General features: G+C 38.1%; 29 protein-coding genes and 1 pseudogene. 18 read left to right on the top strand and 12 right to left on the bottom strand.

From position 1 onward, the window contains the following. Positions 1-72 precede the first annotated feature (72 nt). The 3 genes from AC4NPH_RS26060 (at position 73) to AC4NPH_RS26050 (ending at position 2,880) form a co-directional block, all read left to right on the top strand. Positions 73-1,686 carry a long-chain fatty acid--CoA ligase gene (locus AC4NPH_RS26060; protein WP_013055303.1) on the top strand — a complete coding sequence of 538 codons (1,614 nt, stop codon included), beginning with the start codon at positions 73-75 and terminating at the stop codon, positions 1,684-1,686. A gap of 5 nt (positions 1,687-1,691) precedes the next feature. Next, positions 1,692-2,495 (top strand): enoyl-CoA hydratase, encoded by an 804-nt coding sequence (locus tag AC4NPH_RS26055; protein ID WP_013055304.1) that lies wholly within the window; start codon positions 1,692-1,694, stop codon positions 2,493-2,495. A gap of 112 nt (positions 2,496-2,607) precedes the next feature. After that, entirely contained in the window at positions 2,608-2,880 is a 273-nt protein-coding gene (locus AC4NPH_RS26050) for an HU family DNA-binding protein (RefSeq protein WP_013055305.1), read from the top strand. Between the two features lie 40 nt (positions 2,881-2,920). Here AC4NPH_RS26050 and AC4NPH_RS26045 read toward each other — a convergent pair whose 3' ends face one another. Continuing rightward, on the bottom strand, positions 2,921-3,106 hold the full coding sequence (locus AC4NPH_RS26045) for a YhzD family protein (RefSeq protein WP_013055306.1): 186 nt from the start codon (positions 3,104-3,106) through the stop codon (positions 2,921-2,923). A gap of 141 nt (positions 3,107-3,247) precedes the next feature. On the opposite strand from AC4NPH_RS26045, the gene AC4NPH_RS26040 reads away from it, so the two are divergent. From AC4NPH_RS26040 to AC4NPH_RS26020, 5 genes and pseudogenes are all read left to right on the top strand, one after another. Next, positions 3,248-4,147, top strand: a complete 900-nt coding sequence (locus AC4NPH_RS26040) for an ABC transporter ATP-binding protein (protein ID WP_098197352.1) — start codon at positions 3,248-3,250, stop codon at positions 4,145-4,147. Next, positions 4,140-5,393, top strand: a complete 1,254-nt coding sequence (locus AC4NPH_RS26035) for an ABC transporter permease (protein ID WP_013055308.1) — start codon at positions 4,140-4,142, stop codon at positions 5,391-5,393. Before AC4NPH_RS26040 ends, AC4NPH_RS26035 begins: the two co-directional genes overlap by 8 nt. 148 nt (positions 5,394-5,541) lie before the next feature. Beyond that, positions 5,542-5,755, top strand: a pseudogene (locus tag AC4NPH_RS26030) (hypothetical protein). 132 nt (positions 5,756-5,887) lie between these two features. Next, positions 5,888-6,829, top strand: a complete 942-nt coding sequence (yhaM, locus tag AC4NPH_RS26025) for a 3'-5' exoribonuclease YhaM (protein ID WP_013055309.1) — start codon at positions 5,888-5,890, stop codon at positions 6,827-6,829. Positions 6,830-6,894: 65 nt separating this feature from the next. Further along, a complete protein-coding gene (locus AC4NPH_RS26020; RefSeq protein ID WP_013055310.1) occupies positions 6,895-7,077 on the top strand; it encodes a sporulation YhaL family protein in 183 nt (60 codons plus the stop codon). A 42-nt stretch (positions 7,078-7,119) separates the two neighbouring features. On the opposite strand, the gene AC4NPH_RS26015 is transcribed toward AC4NPH_RS26020, so the two are convergent. Next, positions 7,120-8,043: a peptidylprolyl isomerase gene (locus AC4NPH_RS26015; protein ID WP_491939243.1), complete on the bottom strand. Its 924-nt coding sequence runs from the start codon at positions 8,041-8,043 to the stop codon at positions 7,120-7,122. Positions 8,044-8,350: 307 nt separating this feature from the next. On the opposite strand from AC4NPH_RS26015, the gene AC4NPH_RS26010 reads away from it, so the two are divergent. Beyond that, positions 8,351-8,440: a YjcZ family sporulation protein gene (locus tag AC4NPH_RS26010; RefSeq protein ID WP_078081447.1), complete on the top strand. Its 90-nt coding sequence runs from the start codon at positions 8,351-8,353 to the stop codon at positions 8,438-8,440. 36 nt (positions 8,441-8,476) lie between these two features. Further along, complete coding sequence (locus tag AC4NPH_RS26005) at positions 8,477-8,572, top strand: YjcZ family sporulation protein (RefSeq protein WP_016762974.1); 96 nt, start codon at positions 8,477-8,479, stop codon at positions 8,570-8,572. Between the two features lie 35 nt (positions 8,573-8,607). Here the strand turns inward: AC4NPH_RS26005 and AC4NPH_RS26000 are convergent, their stop codons facing one another. Continuing rightward, complete coding sequence (locus tag AC4NPH_RS26000; RefSeq protein ID WP_013055312.1) at positions 8,608-8,787, bottom strand: hypothetical protein; 180 nt, start codon at positions 8,785-8,787, stop codon at positions 8,608-8,610. 476 nt (positions 8,788-9,263) lie between these two features. On the opposite strand from AC4NPH_RS26000, the gene AC4NPH_RS25995 reads away from it, so the two are divergent. Further along, complete coding sequence (locus AC4NPH_RS25995) at positions 9,264-9,608, top strand: DUF1878 family protein (RefSeq protein WP_013055313.1); 345 nt, start codon at positions 9,264-9,266, stop codon at positions 9,606-9,608. Positions 9,609-9,611: 3 nt separating this feature from the next. On the opposite strand, the gene AC4NPH_RS25990 is transcribed toward AC4NPH_RS25995, so the two are convergent. Both AC4NPH_RS25990 and AC4NPH_RS25985 read right to left on the bottom strand, forming a co-directional pair. Continuing rightward, a complete protein-coding gene (locus AC4NPH_RS25990; protein ID WP_014461677.1) occupies positions 9,612-10,208 on the bottom strand; it encodes an HTH-type transcriptional regulator Hpr in 597 nt (198 codons plus the stop codon). Positions 10,209-10,321: 113 nt separating this feature from the next. Beyond that, on the bottom strand, positions 10,322-10,717 hold the full coding sequence (locus AC4NPH_RS25985; RefSeq protein WP_013055314.1) for a YtxH domain-containing protein: 396 nt from the start codon (positions 10,715-10,717) through the stop codon (positions 10,322-10,324). A gap of 73 nt (positions 10,718-10,790) precedes the next feature. Between AC4NPH_RS25985 and yhzF the strand changes: the two genes are divergently transcribed. Next, positions 10,791-11,009, top strand: coding sequence for a membrane protein YhzF (gene yhzF / locus AC4NPH_RS25980; RefSeq protein WP_473964686.1), 219 nt, complete (start codon positions 10,791-10,793; stop codon positions 11,007-11,009). 257 nt (positions 11,010-11,266) lie between these two features. Here the strand turns inward: yhzF and AC4NPH_RS25975 are convergent, their stop codons facing one another. Beyond that, entirely contained in the window at positions 11,267-11,797 is a 531-nt protein-coding gene (locus AC4NPH_RS25975) for a tryptophan transporter (RefSeq protein ID WP_098197351.1), read from the bottom strand. Positions 11,798-11,921: 124 nt separating this feature from the next. Beyond that, positions 11,922-13,019, bottom strand: a complete 1,098-nt coding sequence (gene serC / locus AC4NPH_RS25970; protein WP_013055316.1) for a 3-phosphoserine/phosphohydroxythreonine transaminase — start codon at positions 13,017-13,019, stop codon at positions 11,922-11,924. Positions 13,020-13,272: 253 nt separating this feature from the next. Between serC and AC4NPH_RS25965 the strand changes: the two genes are divergently transcribed. The 3 genes from AC4NPH_RS25965 (at position 13,273) to AC4NPH_RS25955 (ending at position 16,472) form a co-directional block, all read left to right on the top strand. After that, the gene (locus AC4NPH_RS25965) at positions 13,273-13,827 is read left to right on the top strand and encodes a PadR family transcriptional regulator (RefSeq protein WP_025752934.1); all 555 of its coding nucleotides are present in this window, start codon (positions 13,273-13,275) and stop codon (positions 13,825-13,827) included. 17 nt (positions 13,828-13,844) lie between these two features. Then, the gene (locus AC4NPH_RS25960) at positions 13,845-14,288 is read left to right on the top strand and encodes a GNAT family N-acetyltransferase (protein ID WP_098197350.1); all 444 of its coding nucleotides are present in this window, start codon (positions 13,845-13,847) and stop codon (positions 14,286-14,288) included. A 303-nt stretch (positions 14,289-14,591) separates the two neighbouring features. After that, positions 14,592-16,472, top strand: a complete 1,881-nt coding sequence (locus AC4NPH_RS25955; protein WP_013055319.1) for an acyltransferase family protein — start codon at positions 14,592-14,594, stop codon at positions 16,470-16,472. 102 nt (positions 16,473-16,574) lie between these two features. Here AC4NPH_RS25955 and AC4NPH_RS25950 read toward each other — a convergent pair whose 3' ends face one another. After that, positions 16,575-17,009, bottom strand: a complete 435-nt coding sequence (locus tag AC4NPH_RS25950; protein ID WP_014461670.1) for an HIT family protein — start codon at positions 17,007-17,009, stop codon at positions 16,575-16,577. Between the two features lie 689 nt (positions 17,010-17,698). On the opposite strand from AC4NPH_RS25950, the gene AC4NPH_RS25945 reads away from it, so the two are divergent. Further along, on the top strand, positions 17,699-18,442 hold the full coding sequence (locus AC4NPH_RS25945) for an ABC transporter ATP-binding protein (RefSeq protein WP_013055321.1): 744 nt from the start codon (positions 17,699-17,701) through the stop codon (positions 18,440-18,442). Continuing rightward, positions 18,435-19,640 (top strand): ABC transporter permease, encoded by a 1,206-nt coding sequence (locus tag AC4NPH_RS25940; protein ID WP_098197349.1) that lies wholly within the window; start codon positions 18,435-18,437, stop codon positions 19,638-19,640. Before AC4NPH_RS25945 ends, AC4NPH_RS25940 begins: the two co-directional genes overlap by 8 nt. A gap of 36 nt (positions 19,641-19,676) precedes the next feature. Here AC4NPH_RS25940 and AC4NPH_RS25935 read toward each other — a convergent pair whose 3' ends face one another. Further along, positions 19,677-20,396, bottom strand: coding sequence for an EcsC family protein (locus tag AC4NPH_RS25935; protein WP_013055323.1), 720 nt, complete (start codon positions 20,394-20,396; stop codon positions 19,677-19,679). A 113-nt stretch (positions 20,397-20,509) separates the two neighbouring features. Further along, the gene (locus AC4NPH_RS25930; protein WP_025601789.1) at positions 20,510-21,718 is read right to left on the bottom strand and encodes a M20 family metallopeptidase; all 1,209 of its coding nucleotides are present in this window, start codon (positions 21,716-21,718) and stop codon (positions 20,510-20,512) included. A 224-nt stretch (positions 21,719-21,942) separates the two neighbouring features. Here AC4NPH_RS25930 and AC4NPH_RS25925 point away from each other — a divergent pair, with 224 nt between their 5' ends. After that, positions 21,943-22,608 carry a phosphatase PAP2 family protein gene (locus AC4NPH_RS25925; protein WP_053486804.1) on the top strand — a complete coding sequence of 222 codons (666 nt, stop codon included), beginning with the start codon at positions 21,943-21,945 and terminating at the stop codon, positions 22,606-22,608. Positions 22,609-22,893: 285 nt separating this feature from the next. Here AC4NPH_RS25925 and AC4NPH_RS25920 read toward each other — a convergent pair whose 3' ends face one another. Together AC4NPH_RS25920 and AC4NPH_RS25915 are read right to left on the bottom strand one after the other, a co-directional pair. Further along, entirely contained in the window at positions 22,894-24,282 is a 1,389-nt protein-coding gene (locus tag AC4NPH_RS25920) for a hypothetical protein (RefSeq protein ID WP_063670517.1), read from the bottom strand. Positions 24,283-24,365: 83 nt separating this feature from the next. Beyond that, a complete protein-coding gene (locus AC4NPH_RS25915; RefSeq protein WP_053486806.1) occupies positions 24,366-24,872 on the bottom strand; it encodes an antibiotic biosynthesis monooxygenase family protein in 507 nt (168 codons plus the stop codon). Positions 24,873-24,957 lie beyond the last annotated feature (85 nt).

Below are 24,957 nucleotides of genomic sequence, written 5' to 3'. Positions count from 1 at the left end.
ATGTCGGAATCTGTTGAATATATAAAAAAGTTGTAAGCGTTTTCTTATTATGGCGATGCGAGGTGCCGCTTAATGATGAATGTACAGTTAACCGTACCATCTATGATGGAAAGAGCTGAAAAGCTGTTTGGTAAAAAAGAAGTGGTTTCTAAATCTTCAAAAGGAATTCAGCGTTTAACTTATAATCAGTTAATAAAACGGACTCGGCAGCTCTCTAGTATGCTAGAACGAATTGGAGTGAAGCGAGGAGAAAGAGTCGGAACGTTTGCATGGAATCATCATAAACATCTAGAAGCTTATTTTGCTGTGCCGGGAATAGGCGCTGTTCTTCACACAATTAATATCCGGTTAGATTCTGAGCAAATTGTATACATCATTAACCATGCACGCGATAAAGTCATTTTACTTGATGAATGCTTTTTACCTTTATTCGAAAGCATTCATCAAAAGCTTCCACATGTTGAAGCCTATATCATTATGTCAGATGAAGATAAGCTGCCAGAAACAGACTTGCCAGTTTATCATTACGAAAATTGGATTCAGCAAGGGCATGCATCGCATTCCTTTGTTCAAGATTTAAACGAAGAAGAACCAGCAGGCCTTTGTTATACCTCTGCTACTACAGGAGAGCCAAAGGGCGTTGTATATTCTCATCGAGCTATTTATCTGCACTGTATGGCGCTAGGGCTTGCTGATAGTGCTGGATTATCAGAAGCAGATACCGCTATGCCTATCGTTCCAATGTTTCACGTGAACGCATGGGGAATTCCTTTTGCTGCCGTTTGGTTTGGAACAAAGCTCGTGCTGCCGGGTGCTTTTTGTACTTCAGAGACGATTGCTTCTCTGATTGAACAAGAGAAAGTAACTCTGGCTGCAGCAGTACCTACCGTTTGGTTAAACTTTTTACAAGAGATAGAAAAAAGGCCTTACGCAGTCGATAGTTTGCGAGCTATTTTATGTGGCGGATCAGCGGCCCCAAAAAGCGTCATTCGAGAATTTCAGGAAAAATATCAAATTGAATTTATGCATGCATACGGAATGACGGAAACAAGCCCTGTGGTGACCGTCTCCCGTTTAAAAAGCTATCAGTACAGCGAAGACTTTGAGTATCAGCTCAACGTAAAAGCGAAGCAAGGTTTCTTAGTTCCTGGCGTTGAAATGAAAGTAATAGGTCAAAATGGAGAAATTGCTTGGGATGGAGTGGAAATGGGTGAGCTATTACTAAAGGGCCCATGGGTAGCTTCTGAATATTACAAGGATAAAAGAACAGAAGATACGTTTAAAGACGGCTGGCTGTATACCGGAGATATTGTGACGGTTGACGAAGAGGGAACGATCAAAATCGTAGACCGAACAAAAGATTTAATTAAAAGCGGAGGAGAATGGATTTCATCGGTTGATCTAGAAAACGCGCTTATTGCCCATGAAGCTGTTTTCGAAGCCTGTGTCATAGCAGTCCCTCATAAGATGTGGCAAGAGCGTCCAATTGCTTGTGTCGTGTTAAAAGATGCATACAAAGGCATCGTTTCGTCAGAAGAGCTGCTGGAATTTTTAGCGCTGCAGTTCGCGAAATGGTGGCTTCCAGATGACATTTTATTTATGGATGAGATCCCGAAGACAACGGTAGGAAAGTTCTTAAAACGTACGCTTCGTGAACAAGTCCTCAATCATTATCAGAAAGGGTGAGTAAGATGACCGTCGAATTAAAAGTAGTAGAACTAGTTTTGCAAGAGCGTATCGCCACAATTTCGTTTAACAGGCCGGATGCGTTAAATGCATTAAACGAAGAAGTGCTAGAGCAGTTTATTCAATGTTTAAAAGTTGTCGAAGAAAGTGAAGCCGACTTTTTAATAGTAAAAGGAAACGGAAAAGTATTTTCAGCAGGCGGAGATATTAATATGATGATGTCACCTTCACAATCAGAACGTTTTGAGCAGGTAATGGATTTGATTAATGAAGCCGTGCTGACTTTATACAGCCTCCCTCAAATGACGATAAGTGTACTGCACGGTGCGGCAGCAGGACTAGGGCTGAGCATCGCGCTTGCTTCTGATTATATTATTGCAGAAAGACACACAAAAATTGCCATGAACTTTATCGGCATTGCTCTAATTCCAGACGGAGGCGGTCACTTTTTACTAGAAAAGCGCATCGGTGCTCATCGTGCAAAACAGCTAATTTGGGAAGGAAAGACATTAAAAGCAGAGGAAGCTCATCAATTTGGCATAATTGATGAAATAAAAGAAGGAGATTTGGCGAAGCATGTAGAAGATTATCTCTCATATTGGCTAAAAAAACCTTCACGTGCTTTGAAGGAAACAAAGCGAATTTATGTGGAGACATCTGTTTCACAATTAAAGCAAGTGCTTGCGCTTGAGAAAAGAAGTCAGTTTGCTATGAGCCAAAGTTCGGATCATAAGGAAGGTGTACGTGCGTTTCTGGAAAAGCGAGCGCCTGTTTTTAATCAAAGTGAAAAAGATATTTCCGAAAATTAAGTGAACTAGTTTAAAAGCCAATATTTTTGTCTATCATATTGATAGAGCATGTTTAAAAGTTGCAAAACAGTGGTAACACAAGATAATGTAGAAACTAATGAGGTGATTGGAAATGAACAAAACAGATTTAGTAAACGCAGTGGCAACAAAATCAGAGTTAACAAAAGCAGATGCATCTAAAGCAGTTGATGCATTACTAGAAACAATTTCATCAACGCTAGGTGAAGGTGAAAAAATTCAGTTAATCGGCTTCGGTACATTTGAAGTACGCGAGCGTGCTGCTCGTACAGGCCGTAACCCTCAAACGGGTGAAGAAATGCAAATTCCAGCATCAAAAGTACCGGCATTTAAAGCTGGTAAAGAACTAAAAGAAGCTGTAAAGTAATATAAAACGCCGGAAAGCTAAAACTTTCCGGCGTTTTGTATTAACGATGAAACAATACAAGTTTTCCGCTAGAGCTAACGCATCGATGCGTTTTTTCTAAATAGGAAAGCTCTTCTAACTTCTTGGTGCCGATAGTCTTTGCTTCTGTCTCAGAAGCTGCTTCAAAACTTTCATCTATTAATTTTTCTCCAGTCTTTTCAAAAGCGGTTAATGTGTAAGTACTCATAAAATCTACTCTCCTCTTATAGTATAATTGTAAGCGTATTCAACATATTTCTCGTCCTATTCCTCTAAATCCTGCTAAGGTTTACAGATATCATTTTTTTCCATACAATAAACGTAGGTTTATTTACAAAGGAGGAATTAAATGTCTCTTTCTATCCGTGAAGTTTCAAAAAGGTACGGTGAATTTACAGCTGTAAACGAGCTATCCTTGCAAATTCCAAAAGGTGAAGTGTTTGGTTTTTTAGGTGCAAACGGTGCTGGCAAAACGACGACGTTTCGAATGATTTTAGGGCTCATTGAACCAACCTCAGGTCACATCCAATGGAATGATAAATCTTTAACTTACAGTAGAAGTCATCTAGTTGGCTACCTTCCAGAAGAAAGGGGACTGTATCCGAAATTAAAAGTCAAAGATCAGCTTGTATATCTTGGACGGTTGCGCGGAATGAAAAAAGCGAACGTGCTGCAAGAAATGGAACACTGGTTGTCTCGATTTAATATTCCTCAATATGCTTCCAAAAAAGTAGAAGAGCTATCCAAAGGGAATCAGCAAAAAATTCAATTTATTGCCTCCGTTATTCATCGACCCGAGCTGCTTATTTTAGACGAACCTTTTAGCGGCTTAGATCCTGTAAACGTAGAGGTATTAAAAGAAGCGGTGCTTGATTTGAAAAAACGCGGAACGACGATTGTTTTTTCAAGTCATCGAATGGAACATGTGGAAGAACTTTGTGAATATTTATGTATTATGCATCATGGCACGCCTGTAGTGTACGGAAGGCTCCCGGAGATTAAACGTTCATTTGGAAAGAAAAACGTCATTGTACACGGAAAAGGTCCGTTTGAGAGAATTACAGAGCTTGAAGGCGTTGTAAAGGTGAAAAAAACGGTTGAAGGCATGATTATTCAAATTCAACATGAATCCGTATCACAACTCATTTTTCAAGAACTTAAACACTTTTCATTTGTATCTAAATTCGCAGTGGAAGAGCCTTCATTAAATGATATTTTCATTGAAAAGGTAGGTGCTTCCTATGAATAAATTTTGGGTCATTGTCTTTCATACATATCTTAATAAATTAAAAACAAAATCTTTTATTATTACGACGATTATTACTGCTCTTATTCTAGTTGCTCTTACAAATATGGAAAAAATTATCGACGTTTTTAATTCAGACGATAATGGAACAAATGTGGGTGTCATCTATGACGTGGAAAGCGTATATACTTTGTTCAAACAAAATGTAAATGTCATGGATAAAGACATTCATTTAAAAGAATTTACGTCTGAGTCTAAGGCAAAACAAGCGGTAGAAAGCGGGGAGCTCGATAGCTATTTACTTTTATCTTTAAACGATAAGCAGCTGCCTCAAGCTGTGTACAAAGCTAACTCTTTGGCCGAATCAAACCTTTCTTCTACCTTAGAACAGGCGGTACAGCAAACAAAAGTGGCTATGGCTACAGTGAAAATCGGTTTAGAAGAAAAGCAAATTGATCAGCTTTACAGCCCTGTTTCATTTAAAAAGAAAGCGTTAGTTGAAAATGCCAAAACAGAACAAGAGCTAAATCAAGCAAGAGGTCTTGTGTATGTGCTGCTGTTTGTTATTTATTTTGCCGTTATCATGTATGGGAGCATGATTGCGATGGAAGTAGCTACTGAAAAATCATCCCGCGTTATGGAGATCCTTGTATCGAGCGTATCACCTATTACACAAATGTTTGCTAAAATCATTGGAATTGCACTGCTCAGCTTAACGCAGCTTGCAGTGATACTGAGCGTGGGCTACACATCGTTAAAAGCCAGTGTGGAAACAAATCATAACGGTATCTTTTCTTATCTCGGATTTAATGATGTTCCGCTGACTACATTCGTGTATGCATTTGTCTTTTTCATATTGGGGTACTTCCTTTTTGCTACGCTCGCGGCTTTTTTAGGTTCTCTTGTGAGCCGTATTGAAGATGTACAGCAAATGATTACGCCTATGACCCTTGTGATTGTGGCCGCTTTTTTAATTGCTATGTTTGGACTTGGTGATCCTGAAACCACAATCATTACGGTCACATCTTTTATCCCGTTTTTTGCTCCGATGATTATGTTTTTGCGTGTAGGTATGTTAAATGTTCCTGTATGGGAAGTGAGTGTATCGATAGGGATTTTAGTTGTGACGATTACTGCTTTAGCTATATTTGGTGCCCGTGTGTATAAGGGAGGAGTCCTTATGTATGGGCAATCTACCTCTTTTAAAGATATTAAAAAGGCGCTGCAGCTAACGAAAAAAGAAACATAAAGAAGTGAGAGGCTGAGACAAAAGTAGTTTAGTTGAAGGAAGATCCGAACGAACAACCTAGATTCTTGATGGAGAATCCAACTCGTTCGGATTTTTTTATTGCTATGGTGACCATAGTTTTCATATATGTGGCTGCTTCTAGCTGTGTATTGGAGAGCAAGACGAAGACTCCTGCGGGAAAAGCGGAATAGGTGAGACCCCCGCAGGAGCGGAAGCGACGAGGAGGCTCAGTACCCTCCCGCGGAAAGCGAAGTCTTGCACGGAAATCAACAGCGGTGTCTCAAGCAGTTCAGCTCCTTTATCCAATTTGTTCGTCTTTAGATTGCATTGATTTTGTTATGTCGCAATCTCATCTTGTATGAAAAAGCGTCTACCCCGTGCATTCGGTGCCAAGCGATGGTAAAATGAAATGTAAAGAGCTGTAAATAAGCGGACGAAGCGATAAGAGCTTTGCTATCAAATACATAGAATGAAGTAGTAAGGAGGAAAAGATCATGACAAAAGGAATTGCTCAATACGAAGTAGGAGAGCAAGTTGATCTTTATTTTTTAATTAAATCCTCAACGAGAGGAATTGCAAGCAATGGAAAGCCATTTTTAACGGTAATCCTGCAGGATAAAACAGGTGATATTGAAGCCAAGCTGTGGGATGCTTCCCCAGATGACGAGGAAAATTATGCTGCTCAAAAGATTGTGCGAGCTGCTGGAGAAGTAATGAATTACCGCGGGCGCAACCAGCTGAAAATACGCAACATTCGTCCTGCACAGCCGCAGGACGGAGTGCGCACATCTGACTTTTTAGAAGTGGCGCCTTTATCTCAAGAAGAAATGGTCGAACATATTACAAAGAGTATATTCGAAATGAAAAATTCGAATGTCCAGCGCATTACTCGCCATTTGTTTAAAAAATATCAAACGGAATTTCTAGAATATCCGGCAGCAACTAAAAATCACCATGAGTTTGTATCGGGACTTGCCTACCATGTGGTGTCTATGCTGAAGCTGGCTGAGTCATTTTCAACCCTTTATCCAAGCTTAAACCGCGACTTGCTGTACGCTGGAGTTATTCTTCATGACCTTGGCAAAGTATTTGAACTTTCAGGTCCTGTTTCGACGATATACACAGTCGAAGGGAACCTGCTTGGCCATATTTCGATTATGGTGAATGAAATTGGAAAAGCGGCAGAAGAATTAGCGATCGAAGGAGAAGAGGTTATGCTTCTTCAGCACCTTGTATTATCGCATCACGGTAAGGAAGAGTGGGGAAGTCCGAAAAAGCCGTTAATTAAAGAGGCTGAGATGCTTCATTTGATTGACAATGTAGACGCTAAAATGAATATGCTGGACCGAGCATTAACAAAAGTGAAGCCCGGTGAGTTTACAGAGCGTATTTTTGCACTTGATAATCGCTCATTTTATAAACCAACGATTGATTAAAAAGGTATAAGTCTTTCTTCCTTCGCATATAGTGGTTGTAAATAACTGTGATGGGGGATCAATATATGGTGACACTACCAATTTGGATTTATTTAGTTGTAGCAGGCATTTTCTTTAGTGGATTTATGGCGATTCGTGCTGCACAACATGATAAGCAAGTGGATGATTCGTTTATTGAAAAAGAGGGACAAGTCTTCATCGAAAGAATGCAAGTGGAAAAAGAAAGACGCAACAGCGATTCCATCTGATTATATAAAAGAGCCTGTCACATGAGTGACAGGCTCTTAGCATTACTGCTGAGGAGTTTCTACGCCAGATTGACTATCTGTCGCACCTTCTTCGAAAATTGGTTTTACATTTTTGTCTTTCACTTCTACTTTTGCTTTATCAAGCTCTTTTTGAATCTTCTTGTTTGCTTCTGCTTGATCTACTTTTGAACGTTTGATTTGCTGCTCAAGTTCGGGTTTCTTTTTCTCAAACGATTCTACTTTCTTTTTATCGACTAGTTTAATGATATGGTAGCCGTACTCTGTTTTGATTGGTTTACTTACTTCACCTTTTTTCAGCTTGTAAGCCGCTTCTTCAAATTCTTTAACCATTTGGCCTTCACCGAAGTAGCCTAAATCCCCGCCGTTAGCGGCAGACTGCTGATCCGTTGAATATTCTTTTGCCAGACTAGCAAAGTCCTCGCCTTTTTTGATTTTCGCTTCCACTTCGTTTGCTGTTTTCTCGTCTTTTACTAAAATATGACTTGCGCGAATTTGAGGTTTTTGAGCTTTATACTCATCATAGGCTTTTTTCAGTTCTTTGTCCGATACTTTAATGCCTGCTGTAGCAGCTTTTTCACGGAGAATATCAACTTTTAGCATATCTTTGACTTCTTTTTCGCCTTTTTGCTTAATAACTGAATCCACCTGATCACCGTATTGTTCTCTTAGAATGTTCAGCTGCTGATCAAGCTCTTTATCCGTTACTTTATATTTTTTACTCAATACTTTTTCTTCGGTAACGCTTCGTACGAGTGTATTAAATTGGTCTTGTCCGATTGTATCTTTCATTTGCTTATACAAATCACCTTGAGCGATATTGCCTGCTTTTGTTTCTACAATTACTTTTGAAGAATCGTTTGCATTTGAAGCATCATTTCCCCCACTGCATGCTGATAAAGCAACGAGACTGGCTGCCGTTGTTAGTGCAACTAAGCTTTTTTTCATACGTAAACACTCCTACTCATCATTTTTACTTATGTAGCTTGACTCAAGATTTACTATATCACATTTCCTGATGTTAGCAAATGAAGTTAAAACCACGTAAATTTACATTTATTTTCCACTAAGCATGGAGTGATTATACGCTTATGATAGCTTTTTTATAAAGCGTTTTCAAAATGGTGGACAAACTCACAGAGTAATCTCCAAACGAGAAGCAAGAGAAATAAATTATGGAGTTTGGGCTAAAAGCCTAGACGTTTTTTGAGCTGATGCATAAGATGCAGTATTAGTAAACAAAGGGGGTGCTCAAATGAGCGGATGCGGACATGGAGGCGGTTTTGCACTATTAGTTGTACTGTTTATCTTATTAGTCATTGTTGGTTGTGCATGTTACCACTAGGAAACAGATGAATATAAAAGGAAAGGGGCGATAGATATGGGTTCTTACGGATGCGGATACGGCAGTGGATTTGCGCTATTAGTCGTATTATTCATCTTATTAGTTATCATCGGAGCTAGCTGTTTTTGCTAAGCCTATAAAAAAGCGGTGAGACATCTCACCGTTTTTTATGTAAATGATACTTCAATATAAGATGAAACTAATAAAATGGTAATTAATACATTAATCGTACGAAAAACTTTAGGCTGTTTTTCAGCTGGAATTTCTTTTTGAATACACAATGTATTTGTTAGTGCATTGATGTAGAATAAAATGAATAGTGCAAATACAATAAAGAATATGTACATAAAAATCCCCCTAACAAAATCAGTGTGACGAAGACAAAAAGTCTTATAGTCATTTATATAGTACAGCTTTGTATGAATTTACAAATATCTATATTAACATTACCAAAAAAGCGGTAAAATAGATAGTTATATATACAGTTGAGCAAAGAATTTCAAAAGGTATTTACACAGAAATGCGGTTTTTATTTTATAAAGGGTAGTTAAGAAGTTGAGAAATAGGTTTTAAACGAAATAGCAAAGTGAATGGATAAGAAATGAGTAACAATTAGCCATTGTGCAAAAGGATTGTTAAAAAGGACAGAGGGATTTATATTAATATATGCAGTGAGTACATAATCAGTATATGAAAATCTTTATAAGGTGCTACTCAAACAGGAAATGTGAATGACGAAGAAAGAATTATTTGGAAGAACATGAATGAATCATGTACAATATGGAGTAGAGGTATATGAACGTTGAAGGAGTAGGGGAAGCGGATGGAAACTTTAGAATCTCGAGTATCACGTTTAGAATATTACATAAAACTGTTATCTGGGACATCTGAACAAGAAGCTAAACCATTTATTGATTTAGTGGTAAGAAATCAGCTTACAAAGAAGGAAGTAGAGGAAATTTTAATTCTGTGTGAAGATACAAAAAACGAATATATTGAGCAAAAAGCGGAAGGTCTAACAGACTTTGTTCCGCTTCTTACACAATTTGTTGGCATGCTGAATTATAAATTAAATCCTAGAGAGACGGTCGAATCGCTTCGTTATCAACCTTCTTATCAAGATGTGATGAATGAATTTTTTGAAATTATTCAATGGATAAGGGACTAACCATTAAGAGTTTGAAATAGTCTCCTGGTGGTTCTCTTTATCTTTCTTGACAAGCTTGCCATCTTCTTCAGTGAATTCTTCTTCGATATGATGGAAAGATCGCTCGAAGATATCCATAAAATCTTCACCGTAAATTTTGCGGATGACGGTCATTAGTTCCATAAACTCAGGGAATTTGCCGTACAAGTCGCGCAACGGAAGTGCACCGCTGAACACTGAATTATTAGAAGGTTCGTAATGTTCCATTAAATCTAATAAAATGGCCTCGCCTTTATCTGTCAGCTGAATGTACGTATTTCGCTTGTCGCTTTCTTTTTTAGAAAACTCAAGTAAACCTCGTTCTTCTAGTTTTTTGGAGAAGTTAAATGCAGTAGAAACATGCATAACTCCAAACTTGGCAATTTCGGAAATGGAAGCCCCGTTTAAATGATATGAAATCCATAAAATATGATGCTCGTTAATATTAAGGTCATAAGGCTTAATCCATTGCTGCCAATCCTTCTCTACGGTTTTCCAAAGGGCTTTACTTAATTGGGCAATGCGTTGGCTAAATAGAAGTGCTTCTTTCAAACTGTAATCTTGATCACTAGTCTTTTTCATCTTCTCCCACCTACTTAGTCTCTTTTTTTATTTATCTTCTATTATGCCAATAAAATAAAAAATTATAAAGATATAAATTTACAAAATTTTAAAAAATTAAAAAAGAAGGCGTTCTAACCTTCTTTTTTGTCAATTTTTTCATTGGGATTTTTAGTTGTCTGTACATGTTCCTCTAGGTTTGACAAAGAATTTTGGATTTCTTTCAAATGATGCTGAAGGGATTCCTTATGAGGGACAATTTCTTCTTTAAACTGACCAAGGGTAGTAGAAAGGTCACTTGCGATATTTTTCACTATAGTATTTCCTTCTCTGGCGGTCATTTGTACTTGTTGAGAAACAGCTTTTATTTTTGTTGAGAGCTCTTGTTGTGAAGCGTTAACTCGGTCTTTTCGAGAGCTGACACGCTGTTTAAGTTCTCGTCCTGAATATGGAGTAACAAGAAGCGTTGTAATAGCGGCTACGGTGCTTCCGATTGCTGCTCCAGCTGCTAGTTTTTTCATTCTGCTCATTATTTATTTCCTCCTATATAGTAAAGTAATTGCTAACACTTCCTTCTGACATAATCATAAAAAAATAGCATAGATTTATACAAAAGAAGGAGGTTATCAACATGGGGTAGCTTTATTCATTCTTTTGATGATTAGCCTGAGTTTTTTTCTGGCTGCCTTTAAATGGTTTAGCCTTACGACTAGAACGGCATCATATCCACCTAAACATGTGCTGAAACAAAAGTCTCTTACATGTGCGACAGTGGCTTTTGCGAGTTTTTTATTGGCGCTTATACTTTATTATGTAACCTAGGATGGGGAACTTAAACCTTTATTACATAGTAAGTCTTCATACCTATTGTATGAGCTGCAAATGAAATTTAAGTGAAAAGCATCCTGTACCATTTCTTTTTAAACAAAAAGTTAAGAGTCGAACTTTAGGCTGTCTCTAAAAGATCAGCAACATACTATAAATGAACCGTTTTATCTAAAGGTCCGCCACGCTTTGGCGGGCCTTAGCTTTTGGTGTAAAAAAAGAGCCTGATTCTTAATTAAATCAGGCTCTTGACGTTACGATAATTTTGCTTTGATGCTTGTGCGTTTTAGAACGGATTGAACAATTGGATAAATAACGACCATAACGATTGTATTTACTACTGTTGCAGGTAATACAACCGCAGCAACAAGCGCCATGACGCTGTTTCCGCCCGGTAAGCCGACGATTAGCGCGGCAGCTGACAAGAATACGGTTCCTGATACGAGTGTGCCAACAGCTGTTAAAGCAGCGGCAACTGGTGTTTTAATGCCTGTTTCTTTTTTCACAAGCATAAATAATGCAAAGAAAACAAATGCTGTAATTGGTTTATCAACTAAGTTTGCAATTTGTCCGCCAGGAAAGCTTGTTGTTAAAGCAGAAATAGCTGCTGTTGTTAGGGCAACTAACCCAACATTTTTTACGCTAGGAAACAACAGGATTGCCAAAAACATCATTGTTAACATCATATCTGGCTTCATTCCAAATAAAATAGGAGGTACCACCGTGTGGAGAACCGCTCCAATTCCGACTAATAACGCTAAAGAAACTAAAACTTTTGTATTCATTTCTCATCTCTCCTCTTCTAAGCTAAGCTCGAAATATACCAATAGTGCGTCTATGCCCATTGCATATATTTACATACTGATTATAACATATTTATGTGAAAAAAGAATCAGCTGATTCTGCCAATTATACGTTTGCCTGTGCAAATTCATCCATAAAGACGGCAAGAGCTTCACACGCTTCAAGCGGTACAGCATTGTAAATAGAAGCGCGGCATCCGCCGATTGAACGGTGTCCAGCTAATCCTACGAAGCCTTTTTCTTTTGCTTGCTGTAAAAACGCAGTCGTTAACTCATCGGTTGGTAAAGTAAACGTTACGTTCATAATTGATCGGCTTTCCTCTGTAGCGTGAGGGGTATAGAAACCATTTGAACGTTCCATGCTTGTATAGAGTAACTTAGCTTTTTTATGATTTTGGGCTTCAATTGCTTTAACGCCGCCTTGTTCTTTAATCCAATCTAAAACAAGTGAAAGCATATAAATGCCAAACGTTGGAGGAGTGTTGTAAAGAGAGTTGCTCTTTACGTGTGTCTCATAATTCAGCATTGTTGGTAAACCTTCAGGAATACGTTTAAGCAATTCTTTCTTCAAAATGACAACCGTGACACCAGATGGTCCGAGGTTTTTCTGAGCACCAGCATAAATGAGTGAGAACTTAGATACATCAATTTGACGGCAAAGAATGTCGCTTGACATGTCGGCAATTAAGTCTACTCCTTCAATAGAAGGATAGTCAGCCCATTGTGTACCAAAAATGGTATTGTTGGACGTGATATGCAAGTACCCAATCTCTTCTTTTGGAAGCTTTACATCATCTAAAGCTGGAATAGAGCGGTAGTTCTCTTCTTTAGTAGAAGCAACCACTGCTGTTTTTCCAAGTTTCTTTGCTTCTTTTAATGCTTTTTCTGACCATGATCCAGTTAGTACATATGCACCGACTTGATCGGGAGCTAAGAAGTTCATTGGAATCATAGAGAATTGCAGGCTTGCTCCGCCCTGCAGGAATAAAATTTCATGTGTATCTGGAATATTAAGCAATTCCGTGAGTGTTTCTTTAGCATGTGTTAATACATCTTCAAACTCTTTGCTGCGATGTGATAATTCCATCACAGACATACCCGTATTTTTAAAATTAACTAGCTCCTCTTGAGCAAGTTGTAAGACAGGTAGGGGAAGCGCAGACGGACCTGCATTAAAATTATAAGCTCTGTTTAACGTAATCACATTAATTCCTCCTCAAATTAGTTCGAACACTCATCATACAAAATGGCTAATGACTGATGTCAGAAAGAATATCATTATACTATCATGAAAACCATTGATTGTGGAGGTAACTTTTCAAAAATTTAAATTAATCTGTAAAGAGAAAATAATAGAAAAAAGATAAATAAAAAGTATACGCAAACATGTTTTGGCAAACATGTAAATGAAATGTTTATATGCTATACTGATGGAAGAAATAATGTGGAGGAACAGAATGAGAGTATTAAAATATGCAATATTAGGGCTCTTAGATCAGAAGGAGCTCAGCGGGTATGACATTACCAGACTTTTTAAAGAAGAGGTCGGTAATTTTTGGAGTGCTAAGCACAGCCAGATTTATCCCGAGTTAAAGCGATTAACAGAAGAGGGATTTATTCGCTATGAAACCGTGATTCAAGGCAAGAAATTAGAAAAAAAGATGTATTCGATAACGGAAGAAGGAAGGGCCGAGTTAAGCAAGTGGCTCACTACAATTGATCCTATTCCTGAAACAACTAAAGATGAATTTATGTTAAAAGCTTATTTTGCCTCATCTATGTCAATAGAAGAGTTAAAGCAACAAATAGATAATCAACTCTCAAGCAGGAAAGTGAAGCTAACTTTTTTAAAGAAACGAATGGATGACCTTTTGGAACAAGTTAATCATCACATTACCGTTTCGTCTCCTCAATTTGGTCATTATTTGGTGCTTTCTCGCGCTCAAGACCGGGAGACAAGCTATATCAATTGGCTTGAACGTACGCTGAATTTAATTGAAAAAGAACAATAAGAAAAGGTGAGCGGATCATGACTTGGTGCATAAAATCATTTCAAGAGCTGACAAACGATGAGCTTTATGAAATTCTACAGGTTCGCACCGCTATTTTTGTTGTCGAACAGAAGTGTGCTTACTTAGAAGTAGATGGAAAAGACAAACTTGCTTATCACTTGTTCAAAAAAGAGAATGAGAAAATTATCGCATACCTTAGAGTTTTACCAAAAGGAATTAGCTATCGGGAGGCTTCTCTGGGGCGCATTATTGTGAAACAAGCACAGCGCGGTACAGGTCTCGGAAGAGAGCTAGTAGCAAGAGGAATTGATTTTTTAGAAAATGAGTTGCACGAGAAGATAATTAAAATTCAAGCTCAAAGCAGACTTCAAACATTTTATGAATCGTTTGGTTTTAGACCTATTTCCGATATTTATTCAGATGAAGGGCTTCCCCACGTAGATATGCTAAAGACACCTTAGAAACTTCACCAATTGTGTGAAGTTTTTCTATTTCTGAAACGGGTAAGGTGAAAGAAAGATGTTAGGCTTTAGTACTGCGCAGATAGAATCGATATGACTACTACTAAATTAGTAATTTATGAATAAGATAGATAATGAATTTGTTTCTTTTTGCTTATTCTTTGATTTTAAGTAAGTGATATATTGAAGAAAGTAATAATATTGTATATAATGATTTTTGTAACAAAAATGTAACAATTACGTAATATTCTTAATGTTGATTGGGAAAGAAATTTGTTGTACATATTGCTTGGAGGCATTTTTATGAGTGCAAAGGAAAAGAAAAATAGGTATATATATAGTTTGGATGGACTTCGAGCTTTCGCTGTTATGTCTGTCATTGCATATCACTTAGGATTTGGATGGGCATCTGGAGGATTTCTAGGAGTTGACGTTTTCTTTGTATTATCAGGGTATTTAATTACCTCGATTTTACTGGTGCAATCTTGGGAAAATCCTTTGAAAAATTTGAAGCATTTTTGGATCAGCCGAACGAGAAGACTTCTTCCAGCTGTGTATGTGATGGTAGTATTAACTGCAGCTTGGGTTATTTTATTTAACCGACCATTGTTAACAACGCTACGAGGCGATGCATTATCGTCTATTTTTTATATGAGTAACTGGTGGTTTATTTTTCATAAAGTTTCATATTTTGATAGTTTTGGGTCACCGTCACCATTAAAGAACTTATGGTCACTTGCTATTGAAGAGCAGTTTTATATTGTGTGGCCACTTGTTTTATTGTTGGGTTTAAAATTTATCAAAAAGAGAGGAATTCTTTCTCTATTCATTTTAGCTGGAGTAATGGCCTCAGCTATTCTAATGTCTTTTTTATATGAGCCAGGAGGAGATCCTAGCCGCATTTATTATGGAACCGATACTCGGCTGTTTGCCCTTTTAATCGGCTGTTTACTTGCATTTGTCTGGCCGATGTATCGTTTGTCATCAAAAAATCTTCCAGCCGTAGGCAAGCAAGTATTAAACGCGGTAAGTATAGTGAGTTTCTTTATATTTATTCTCTGCGTATGGAGCGTTGATGAGTATACTCATGCATCTTTTCTTTATCAAGGTGGAATGCTGCTGATTTGTTTAAACGCTGCTGTACTGGTTGCAACGATTAGTCATCCTAGTAGTTTTTTAGGAAAAGCTCTGTCGTTTAAACCGCTTCGCTGGCTTGGTACTAGATCATACGGTATCTATTTGTGGCATTATCCGGTTATTGTTCTTACAACACCTGTATCCGAGATTGGCCGCCCGGTCTATTGGCATGCGCTGTTACAAGTAGGCCTTACATTTATCATTGCTGAACTTTCTTACCGTTACATCGAAGTGCCTATCCGCACACGCGGCTTTCGCTATTATTTCCGGCACTACCATCCGAGAGAGCTTTTTAAATGGCGTAATCTCTCTCGTTCGAGACAAGCGGTTTTGGGCAGTCTCATTTTCTTTTTGGCGCTGTTTACAGCGGATATGACAAGCTTTGCTATTAGTACGCAGCAAAAGGATGAAACGACAGCAAAAGAGACAGAGGTTAAAATTCAAACGAATCATAAAGAAAATGCTTCAACTTCTGTCAAAGACAAGAACAAAGCGGATGATAAAAAAGCAGAGAACGCGGAAGAAAAATCTGATGCCAAAGAAAAACAGCAGCCGAATTCTTACAGAGATGTTCTTGCGATTGGAGACTCGGTCATGCTGGATATTGCTCCAAATCTTAAAGAGATGCCGCTTAGTATTACGATTGACGGAAAAGTAGGAAGGCAGCTCAATGAAGCACTGCAGCTAACTCCTAGCTATCAAGCATTTAATAATCCGAACAGCGCAGTGATTATTGAGTTAGGAACAAACGGCTATTTTACAAATGAAGAACTTGAACAACTGGTAAAAGCTTTTTCACACGCGGACGTTTACTTAGTGAATACGCGCGTTCCTCGTTCGTGGGAAAGCACGGTGAACAAGAACTTGAAAGCTGCCTCTGAAAAGTTTGGTCACGTCACGCTCGTAGATTGGTACTCAGAGGCTTCTAAGCACCCTGAATACTTTACATCAGATGGTGTCCACTTGGTACCTGAAGGATCAAGAGCATTAACAAAATTGATTGAAGAACGTATGAATTTAGAAGTTAAGGCGGAAAGTCGTTCATAATAAGTGAAAAGCCGTACGATGTTTTATATCACAAACTGATTAAACATGTGTCAAATGAATAGATAAAACAAAAAAAGCTTACATGTGTAAGCTTTTTTTGTTTCAAGAAAGGCGAGAAGAAATATTGCCAGCGATTTCTTGAAGTTTTTCAGGCGTGTATTCGCTTGTATGCTCTTTCCATACAGCACCGAATCCATCCCCTTCCCCATAGCGAGGAATAATGTGCATATGATAATGAAACACGGATTGACCAGCTTTTTCACCATTATTATTTAAGATGTTTAAGCCGATTGGGCTGTATGTTTCTTTAATTGCATTTGCGATTTGAGGAACCACTTCAAACAAATTGCGCGCAATTTCCGGCGTTAGTTCGTGAATGTCTTTTTTATGTACTTTTGGAATCACCAGCGTATGACCTTTTGTTACTTGACTAATGTCTAAAAAAGCTAATACATGTTCATTTTCAAATACTTTTGCACCTGGGATTTCACCGCGAATAATTTTGCAAAAAATACAATTTTCATCATGTGTGCTCATTATGTTCACCTTCCGTTACCAATATAAATGTATAGGTATACATGTACGTTTATTTTACCACAAAGTAGAAATGCAATCAGCAGGCAAGAAATAGCTACTGGCATTTTATACACAAAAACGGGATGCAAACGATTATGCATCCCGTCATGTGAAGAAGGAAAAAATAGCTTTTAATGCAGCATATGATCTTTAAGGAACACCTCATTTACGTAATTGCATTGCCTAATGAAACAGTAACTTGAAAAAGTATATTCTCTTTAACAAACACCTCATTTAAGCATTGAGCTAAAAAATATACAATGTGAACGAAATCGTTCTTGGTCTTTGACAAACACCTCATTTACACAGTAATAAATGAACATTATTGTCTACCCATTATATATATTCTTACTACGTTCATGACTACCATCCCCTTATGAATCAAACATACATCGATTTACAATAAGGTTTTCTGAAATATGCCTGCTGTAGACACCTCATCCCAAATGTAAGAAGCTTTGTAATGATTAGTTGTAATCAATAACTTGTTTTCCTTCTTCCCTATATAGAATGTCCTGATATTTCGATTATATTCTGGAAAAATTAACCGAAAAAAATGAAAACAATGTGAGGAAGAAAAAGATTTGGTACAATAGAGCAAATAGCGCTTGCGCTTGAAGACAAAAAAGAACAAATAAAAGGAGATCGTGATGGGTTCTTTATTGCAAATTAACAATATTACAGGGGGATATACAAAAACTCCCGTCTTAAAAGATGTATCGTTTGATGTAAATGCAGGTGAATTAGTCGGGTTAATCGGGTTAAACGGGGCCGGCAAAAGTACAACGATTAAACATATCATTGGATTAATGGAAGCAAAAAAAGGAAGTGTATCCATTAATAATAAAACCTTTCAACAAGACCCAACAGGTTATCGAAGTCAGTTTACGTTTATTCCAGAAACTCCTGTGCTATACGATGAATTAACATTAAAAGAACATTTAGATATGACAGCTATGGCTTATGGACTTGAGCCTCAAACATATGAAGCCCGTCTGCAGCCGCTTTTAAAAGAATTTCGTTTAGACCGGAAGTTAAAATGGTTCCCTGCGCATTTTTCAAAAGGAATGAAGCAGAAGGTTATGATAATGTGCGCTTTTTTGGTTCAGCCGTCTCTTTATATTATTGATGAACCTTTTTTAGGTTTAGATCCGCTTGGTATTCAATCTTTACTTGATTTGATGACGGATATGAAAAAGCAAGGTGCAGGCATTTTAATGTCCACACACATTTTGGCGACCGCGGAACGCTACTGCGATAAATTTGTTATTTTACATAACGGAGAAGTAAGAGCGCAAGGAACGCTTAAAGACCTTCAAGAAGAATTTCAGATGCGCAATGCTACTCTTGATGAAATTTATATTGAATTAACAAAGGAAGAAGGCTATGAGTAAGATTGATGCATTATGGAAGCAACGGTTTCAGCAGTATTTAGTGGATGTAAGAAGATATACAAAATATATCTTAAATGACCACATTAAATTAGTGTTAATTTTTGCGATTGGCGGTTTGGCCTACTATTATCAACAGTGGTTGAGTACATTAATACCTGCGTTTCCTTCGGCTGTAGTGATTGCGATACTTATGGGATTGATTTTAACCATGGGTCAAATTCAAACGTTTTTAAAACGACCTGATTTAGTCTTTTTACTTCCTTTGGAGACGAAGCTGCAGCCTTATTTTAAAAAATCTTTTTGGTTTACCTTTACGATTCAGCTTTATATTTTATTATTTGCAACTGGTGCAGCAGCACCTCTTCACGTAAAGGTAATGCATGATTCTTACTCAAACGTTTTTGTGTTTTTTCTGCTATTACTCATCTTGAAAGTTGTAAACTTAGGCATGTCTTGGTGGGCTGTATGGTTTGAAGAAAAGTGGGCGAAGTGGACAGATTATATCGTCAGGTTTTTCTTGAACGCAGTTTTTACGTACTTCTTATTTTCGCATGCATACGTATTGTTTACAGGAGTCGTAGCGGTGATTATGATTGCGCTAGCCATTTATTATCGCTCCCTTACAAAAAGAAAGCCGATCAAATGGGAAAAGCTAATTGACTTAGAAGAAAAGCGCATGGGCTATTTTTATCGATTAGCTAATTTATTTACGGACGTTCCTCAGGTGAAAGAGCGAATCAAACGCCGTAGATATTTAGATTGGCTATTAGCACGTATTCCATTTCGTCAAAGTGCCACTTACCATTACTTGTACACCAGAACATTTTTGCGATCAGGAGATTATTTAAGTTTGCTCGTTCGCTTAACTGTCATTGGCGGATTTTTAATTGTAGCTGCTCCGTTTCAATACGGCAATATAGTGGTTGTTTTATTTGTTGTATACATGACGGGTTTTCAATTACTCCCGCTTTGGAAGCAGCACAAACAGATTTTATGGCTTTCTCTTTATCCGGTTGAAGCTAAAGAACGGAAAAAGGCATTTTTGGACGTATGGAAAAAAGCGCTGTATGTACAAATTCTTGTGCTCGCCATAGCGGTGGCTTTTTCTAATATAGTTGCTGCACTGCTTTCCGTGGCAGCAGGTGTTATATTTATTCACTTATTTGTAAATGCATATGTAAATAAAAAATTAACGTAAAAAAAGCTCCGAATGGAGCTTTTTTACGTTTTTAGACTACTTTGGAGACGAAGATAATATACGGAAGCGATAGACGTTCATTGCTACTTTTGTGAGATGGTCAAGAAGCTGATAATTAGCATATGCACCTATAACAGCTCCAATTCCCGGCATAAGCTGAAACATTTTTACAACATCAATGTAATCGCGGTATTCTTGTTGAAAAGCTTTCCAATCAAGCTCAAGAAGTTCCTCTTTTTTTTCTTCCCAGTTTTCTACTACTTCGAGCAGCTTCGTTCTATGGTCGTCGCTGCAAAAGGCAAGATGAAAAATATACAGCATATAAATGCGTTCTTCTTTTTCTTTTACATCAAAACCATACGTAGCGGCAATGTCAAATAAGCACTTCATTTTTATGGAAAGAAGAAGCGGGAAATCTGCTGCACCTAAAAGGATACCGCCTGCACCAGTACCAGCTCCTTCTACAGCAGCAGTTTTTTTGTACTTAGGTATGAGCTCCAAAATTCTTTTCTCTTTTTCTTCAAACGAAAGACCGCTGACATCTCTTTTTTTAGTGGTGAAATCGGACCCAACAAGCGTGGTTTCCACCATTTTTTTTATGCTTTCAGTCATAATCTTATGGACTTTAGCAGGGATTTTTTCATTTATTTTAAGTTGTAAAGATTTTGCGGTCCGTTGAAATTTAGAAGGTCGTTTCAACATGCTGAATTTCCAATGTTCAGCTTCTTGTAACACTTTTTCTTCATACGTATTCAAAAAAATCACCTCATTTCAGTCGATATAAATACTACGTTTTAAGTGAGAAAAAGGTTCCTAAAATAAAACAACAAGCACTCGTCTGCTTATCCGTACGAATGCTTGCTGAATGATTAATTCGCTTTTATTACGTTTTTAGAAGGAGCTTGTTCTCTTAAATACTCAACAGCAGCCGTACCAAGCGTTTTAGCTGCGATAAGCATTGCTTTTTCGTTAAAATCAAATTTAGGATGATGATGAGGATACGGAGCATCTACACCTTCTGGCTGAGCTCCTGTAAAAAAGAACGTTCCTTTAATATGCTGCAAATAATAAGAGAAATCTTCCCCAGTCATGTGAGGCTCCGTTTCTTCGACTGTATGAACTTCATCGATTTGAGAAGCAGCAGAAGCAAGAAAGGCCGTTTCTTCCGGATGGTTGACGACGGAAGGATAGCCGCGAGTATAACTCAGTTCATAAGAAGCATCAGCTGTTAAGCATGTACCTTGGACAATTCGTTCGATTTCTTTTTCGACATCATTTCGCACATCTTCATTAAATGTTCTTACCGTTCCAATTAGTCGAGCAGAATCAGCAATAATATTAAATGCATTTTCCGCTACAAAAGAACCTATGCTCACAACCGCTGAATCAATTGGATTTACACGTCTACTTACAATTTGCTGTAAATTAACAACAAGCTGAGAGGCGATGACGATTGAATCTTTTGTTTTGTGGGGCTGTGCACCGTGTCCGCCTGCTCCTTTGATCGTAATTTCAAAGCGATCAGCAGCAGCCATAATAGGACCCGTTCGATATTGAACCACACCAGTCGGAGTTAATGACCATAAATGTGTTCCAAATATCGCGTCCACACCGTCTAAGCATCCGTCTTCAATCATGGACTTGGCGCCTCCGGGAGCGTACTCTTCGGCGTGCTGATGAATGAAGACGATTTTACCATGGAGAGAATCTCTTATTTCAAAAAGCGCTTTAGCAAGGACTAAAAGAGTAGCCGTATGACCATCGTGACCACACGCATGCATCACACCCGGAACAGTTGATTGATATGGTACATCTTTTTCATCTTGAATAGGAAGGGCATCAAAGTCGGCTCTCAAAGCTACAGTAGGACCAGGGTTTCCTCCTTGAATGCTTGCTACAATACCATTTCCTCCTACATTTGCTCGGTAAGAAATACCGATTTTGTCATAAAAAGATCGAATGTAGGCAGCGGTTTGAAATTCTTTAAAAGACGGTTCTGGATACTGATGCAGATATCGGCGGATTTGAACCATTTCATCAAATTTTTCTTCAAGTAAAGTATGTAGCTTGGAATTCACGTGACCATATCCTTTCTGTATAAGTTGAATAAAGTTTTGAATTTTTTGACATTTTAATCATTATATCATTATCTATTAAAAAGAAAAGAATGTAAGCGTTATTATTGAAAAAAGTAATTGAATCATGAAATATTTTATATACATAATAGATACATAAGGTGAGGAATAGGGATAAAGAATGAGTTTTTTACCAATTTTCTCATGAGATAATAGGAGGTAACGATATGGTAGATTCACAAACTGTATCCCTGTACAAAAAATTGATGTGGATGTTTGGGGTTGCAGGTCTTGTTTTTTTAGGAGTGTTGTTTGTTGTGTCGACAGATTCTTTTCAAGGAGACCACTGGCTTGTTTCAGCTATAGATGACAGCACTATTCTTCAGTCATCGTCATCTGTTTTTCATGGCTTGTCTTTTTTAGCTTCAAAAGTGATGATTATGGTTCTTTTAGCTGTACTTCTCGTTTTTTTATTTTTCAAAAAGGACTATATCGGTATGATATCAGCATTTTTACTTATTTTAAGCGGTGATATTATTAATAAAGCAGTTAAAGATGCGGTAGAACGAGGACGTCCTCTTCAAGGCATCGAAGGCTACAGTTTTCCAAGCGGCCATGCGATGATGGGAATTCTTATCTACGGTCTGATTATCTTTTTTCTCACAAAGCATATGAACAGTCAAAAGGTAGCCAAGCGGTATCAGCTTGCAATTACTTTAATCGTTTTATTAATAGGTGTGAGCCGTATTCTATTAAGAGAACATTTTTTAACAGATGTCTTAGCTGGCTACAGCTTAGGGATTATGTGGCTTATTGTAGGCATTTTCTTCTATACGCTTGTTTATGCGTATGTAAGGCCTTCAGCGGAAAAAGAGCTTCCAAAAGGCATGTAAAAAATATATACATATGGAGTCTGGAAAAAAGTAGTATAGCCGAAGTGAAAAACGAACCACTAATCAAACTGTTCGATTAGTGGTTCGTTTCTTTTTGTTACAGTGAACATAGATTTTATCTGTTTCGTTGCTTCTAGCAGTTGATTGGAGGGCAAGGCGGAGACTCTCGCGGAAAGCGAAGCCTTGAACGGAAATCAACTGCGGTCGAGCAAGCTGTCCAGATTATATATCCAGCTTGTTCGTCTTTGGATGGAATTCATTTCGTTATGTCCCAGCCCCTTTTGTTTAAACTAAGAACATCGCGACAATTGTTGTAACGACCAATCCAATCGCTACAGGTTTTAAATTACGTCTGGCGAGTTCAAACGGACTGACTCCGCAAATTGCAGCAGCTGGAATCAATGCCCATGGAATCAACGTGCCTCCCCCAACCCAAATCGCAGCAATTTGCCCTAAAGCAGTTAGGGTGGCAGCGCCCGATCCTAAAGCAGATGCAAATAAATGAGAGACAGAGCCTACAAGTGAAATGCCTGAAAATCCTGAACCGTCTAATCCGGTAATAGCTCCTAGAGCAGTTATCGTTACAGTAGCAACCTGTGCGGTTAACGGCACAGTGGAAGCAAGCGCAACGCCTAGGTCATTTACAAGTCCATGTGATCCTTTCGGAAGAAAGTCACCAATGATTGTTGTGAATCCAGCATCTCCTAAATAGAAAAAAGCTGCAATGGGAATAACGGGACCGAATACTTTAAAACCAAACTGCAAGCCTTCAATCAAGTAGGAAGTTGTTTGTTCGAGACCTTTTCCTTTGTGAGCAATAAGTGAAACCACCACTAAAATAAACAGGGCTGTGCCGCCAACGAGAGCAGTCGCATCTCCTCCCTGTAAATGAAGGGCGAACATTGCCCATACGTCTATAGCAAAGAAAAGGGGAACTATAATGGCTAAAGCCCGGCGTACTGAAGAAGAAAGAGGTGTGGATTGGACAGAAGAACTGTTTGTTAACATTGTCGGTTGAACGTGAATTCTATTGTGCTTCATATCTTGTTTTAAAAAGTAAAAAGCAGAGAGTGTCGTAACAACTCCCATCACAATGACCAGAGGGACGCTTGCTTGAACCACCTCGTGAACTGGAAGACCTGCTGCGTCAGCTGTTATCTTAGGAGCAGCTTGAATAACAAAGTCTCCTGAAAGCGCAACGCCGTGGCCGAATAAATTCATCGCTACAGCTACGCCTATAGCTGGAAGCCCTACGCGGATGGCCACTGGTAAAAGCACGGCTCCAAGTAAAGCAACGGCTGGAGAAGGCCAGAAAAAATAGGAGATGGTCATCATAACTAATCCAATAACCCAATAGGCAAGAGCAGGAGTTTTAATGAGGCGAGCAAAAGGTGAAATCATCGATTCATTTATTCCTGTAGTCATTAAGACTTTACTCATGGATACAATGATTGAAATAATTAAAATGGTAGGAAGCAGTTCTGTAATGGCATAAATGAAGCTGGAAAAAACAGCGCTGACGGAGTGGCTTAACGAAGAGGTAGCCGTTAAGGAAAGCAAAAAAATCCCGAGTATACAAAGGATACTCGTATCTCGCCGCATAATCATAAAGCCGATAATGAAGGCGATAAAAAGGACATACATCCAATGAAGAGCTCCAAGCTCTATGCCCATAAAAATTCCTCCCAATAGGTGATGTAGTATACAATATGACGTTTGTGCCTATTGTGATACTCGCCTACTAGGAGGATGTTTGCTTATTTAACTACGTGGTATGAGGTCACATAAGAAGGGCGAGAGAAAATCGATGGCTGTTGATCCACGCCTTCTGACGTACCGCGTTTTTTGTGTGCTTCATTATAGGCTTTTGAAGACTGCCAATCGCTAAATGAACTTTCATCTTTCCATCCTGTAAAGATAATGTATGTGTCATTTTGCAGTGGACGAAGCACACGAATAGCTGAGAAGCCTGCTTCATTTTCAATTAAACGAGCTCGTTGGCTAAATCGCTGTTCAAACAAAGGACGGCCTTCATCTGTAACTGAAATATTATTTAGTACAGCAAATCCGCTATCTGCAAGATTTCCAGAAGCATCTAATACTTCATAAGCATGTCCTTCTTTAAAAATTGTATCTCCATCTGTTTCGTGGACTAGTGCAAATTGATCGTCATCTTTGTGAAGCAGTAACAAACGTTCACTCGGATGTTCGTCGATCAACTTCTGAAGGTAAGGGCCTGTTCCGTAAGTAATAAAGATCTTCATGGATTATACTTCCTTTCTAATTGGGAATTGCATACAATTTACAATTGTAAATCATACTAAAATTATAAAATTTTACACACAAAAA

Source organism: Priestia sp. MDV22-iso46 (assembly GCF_058629175.1).
This window is presented reverse-complemented; position numbering and strand designations above follow the sequence as displayed.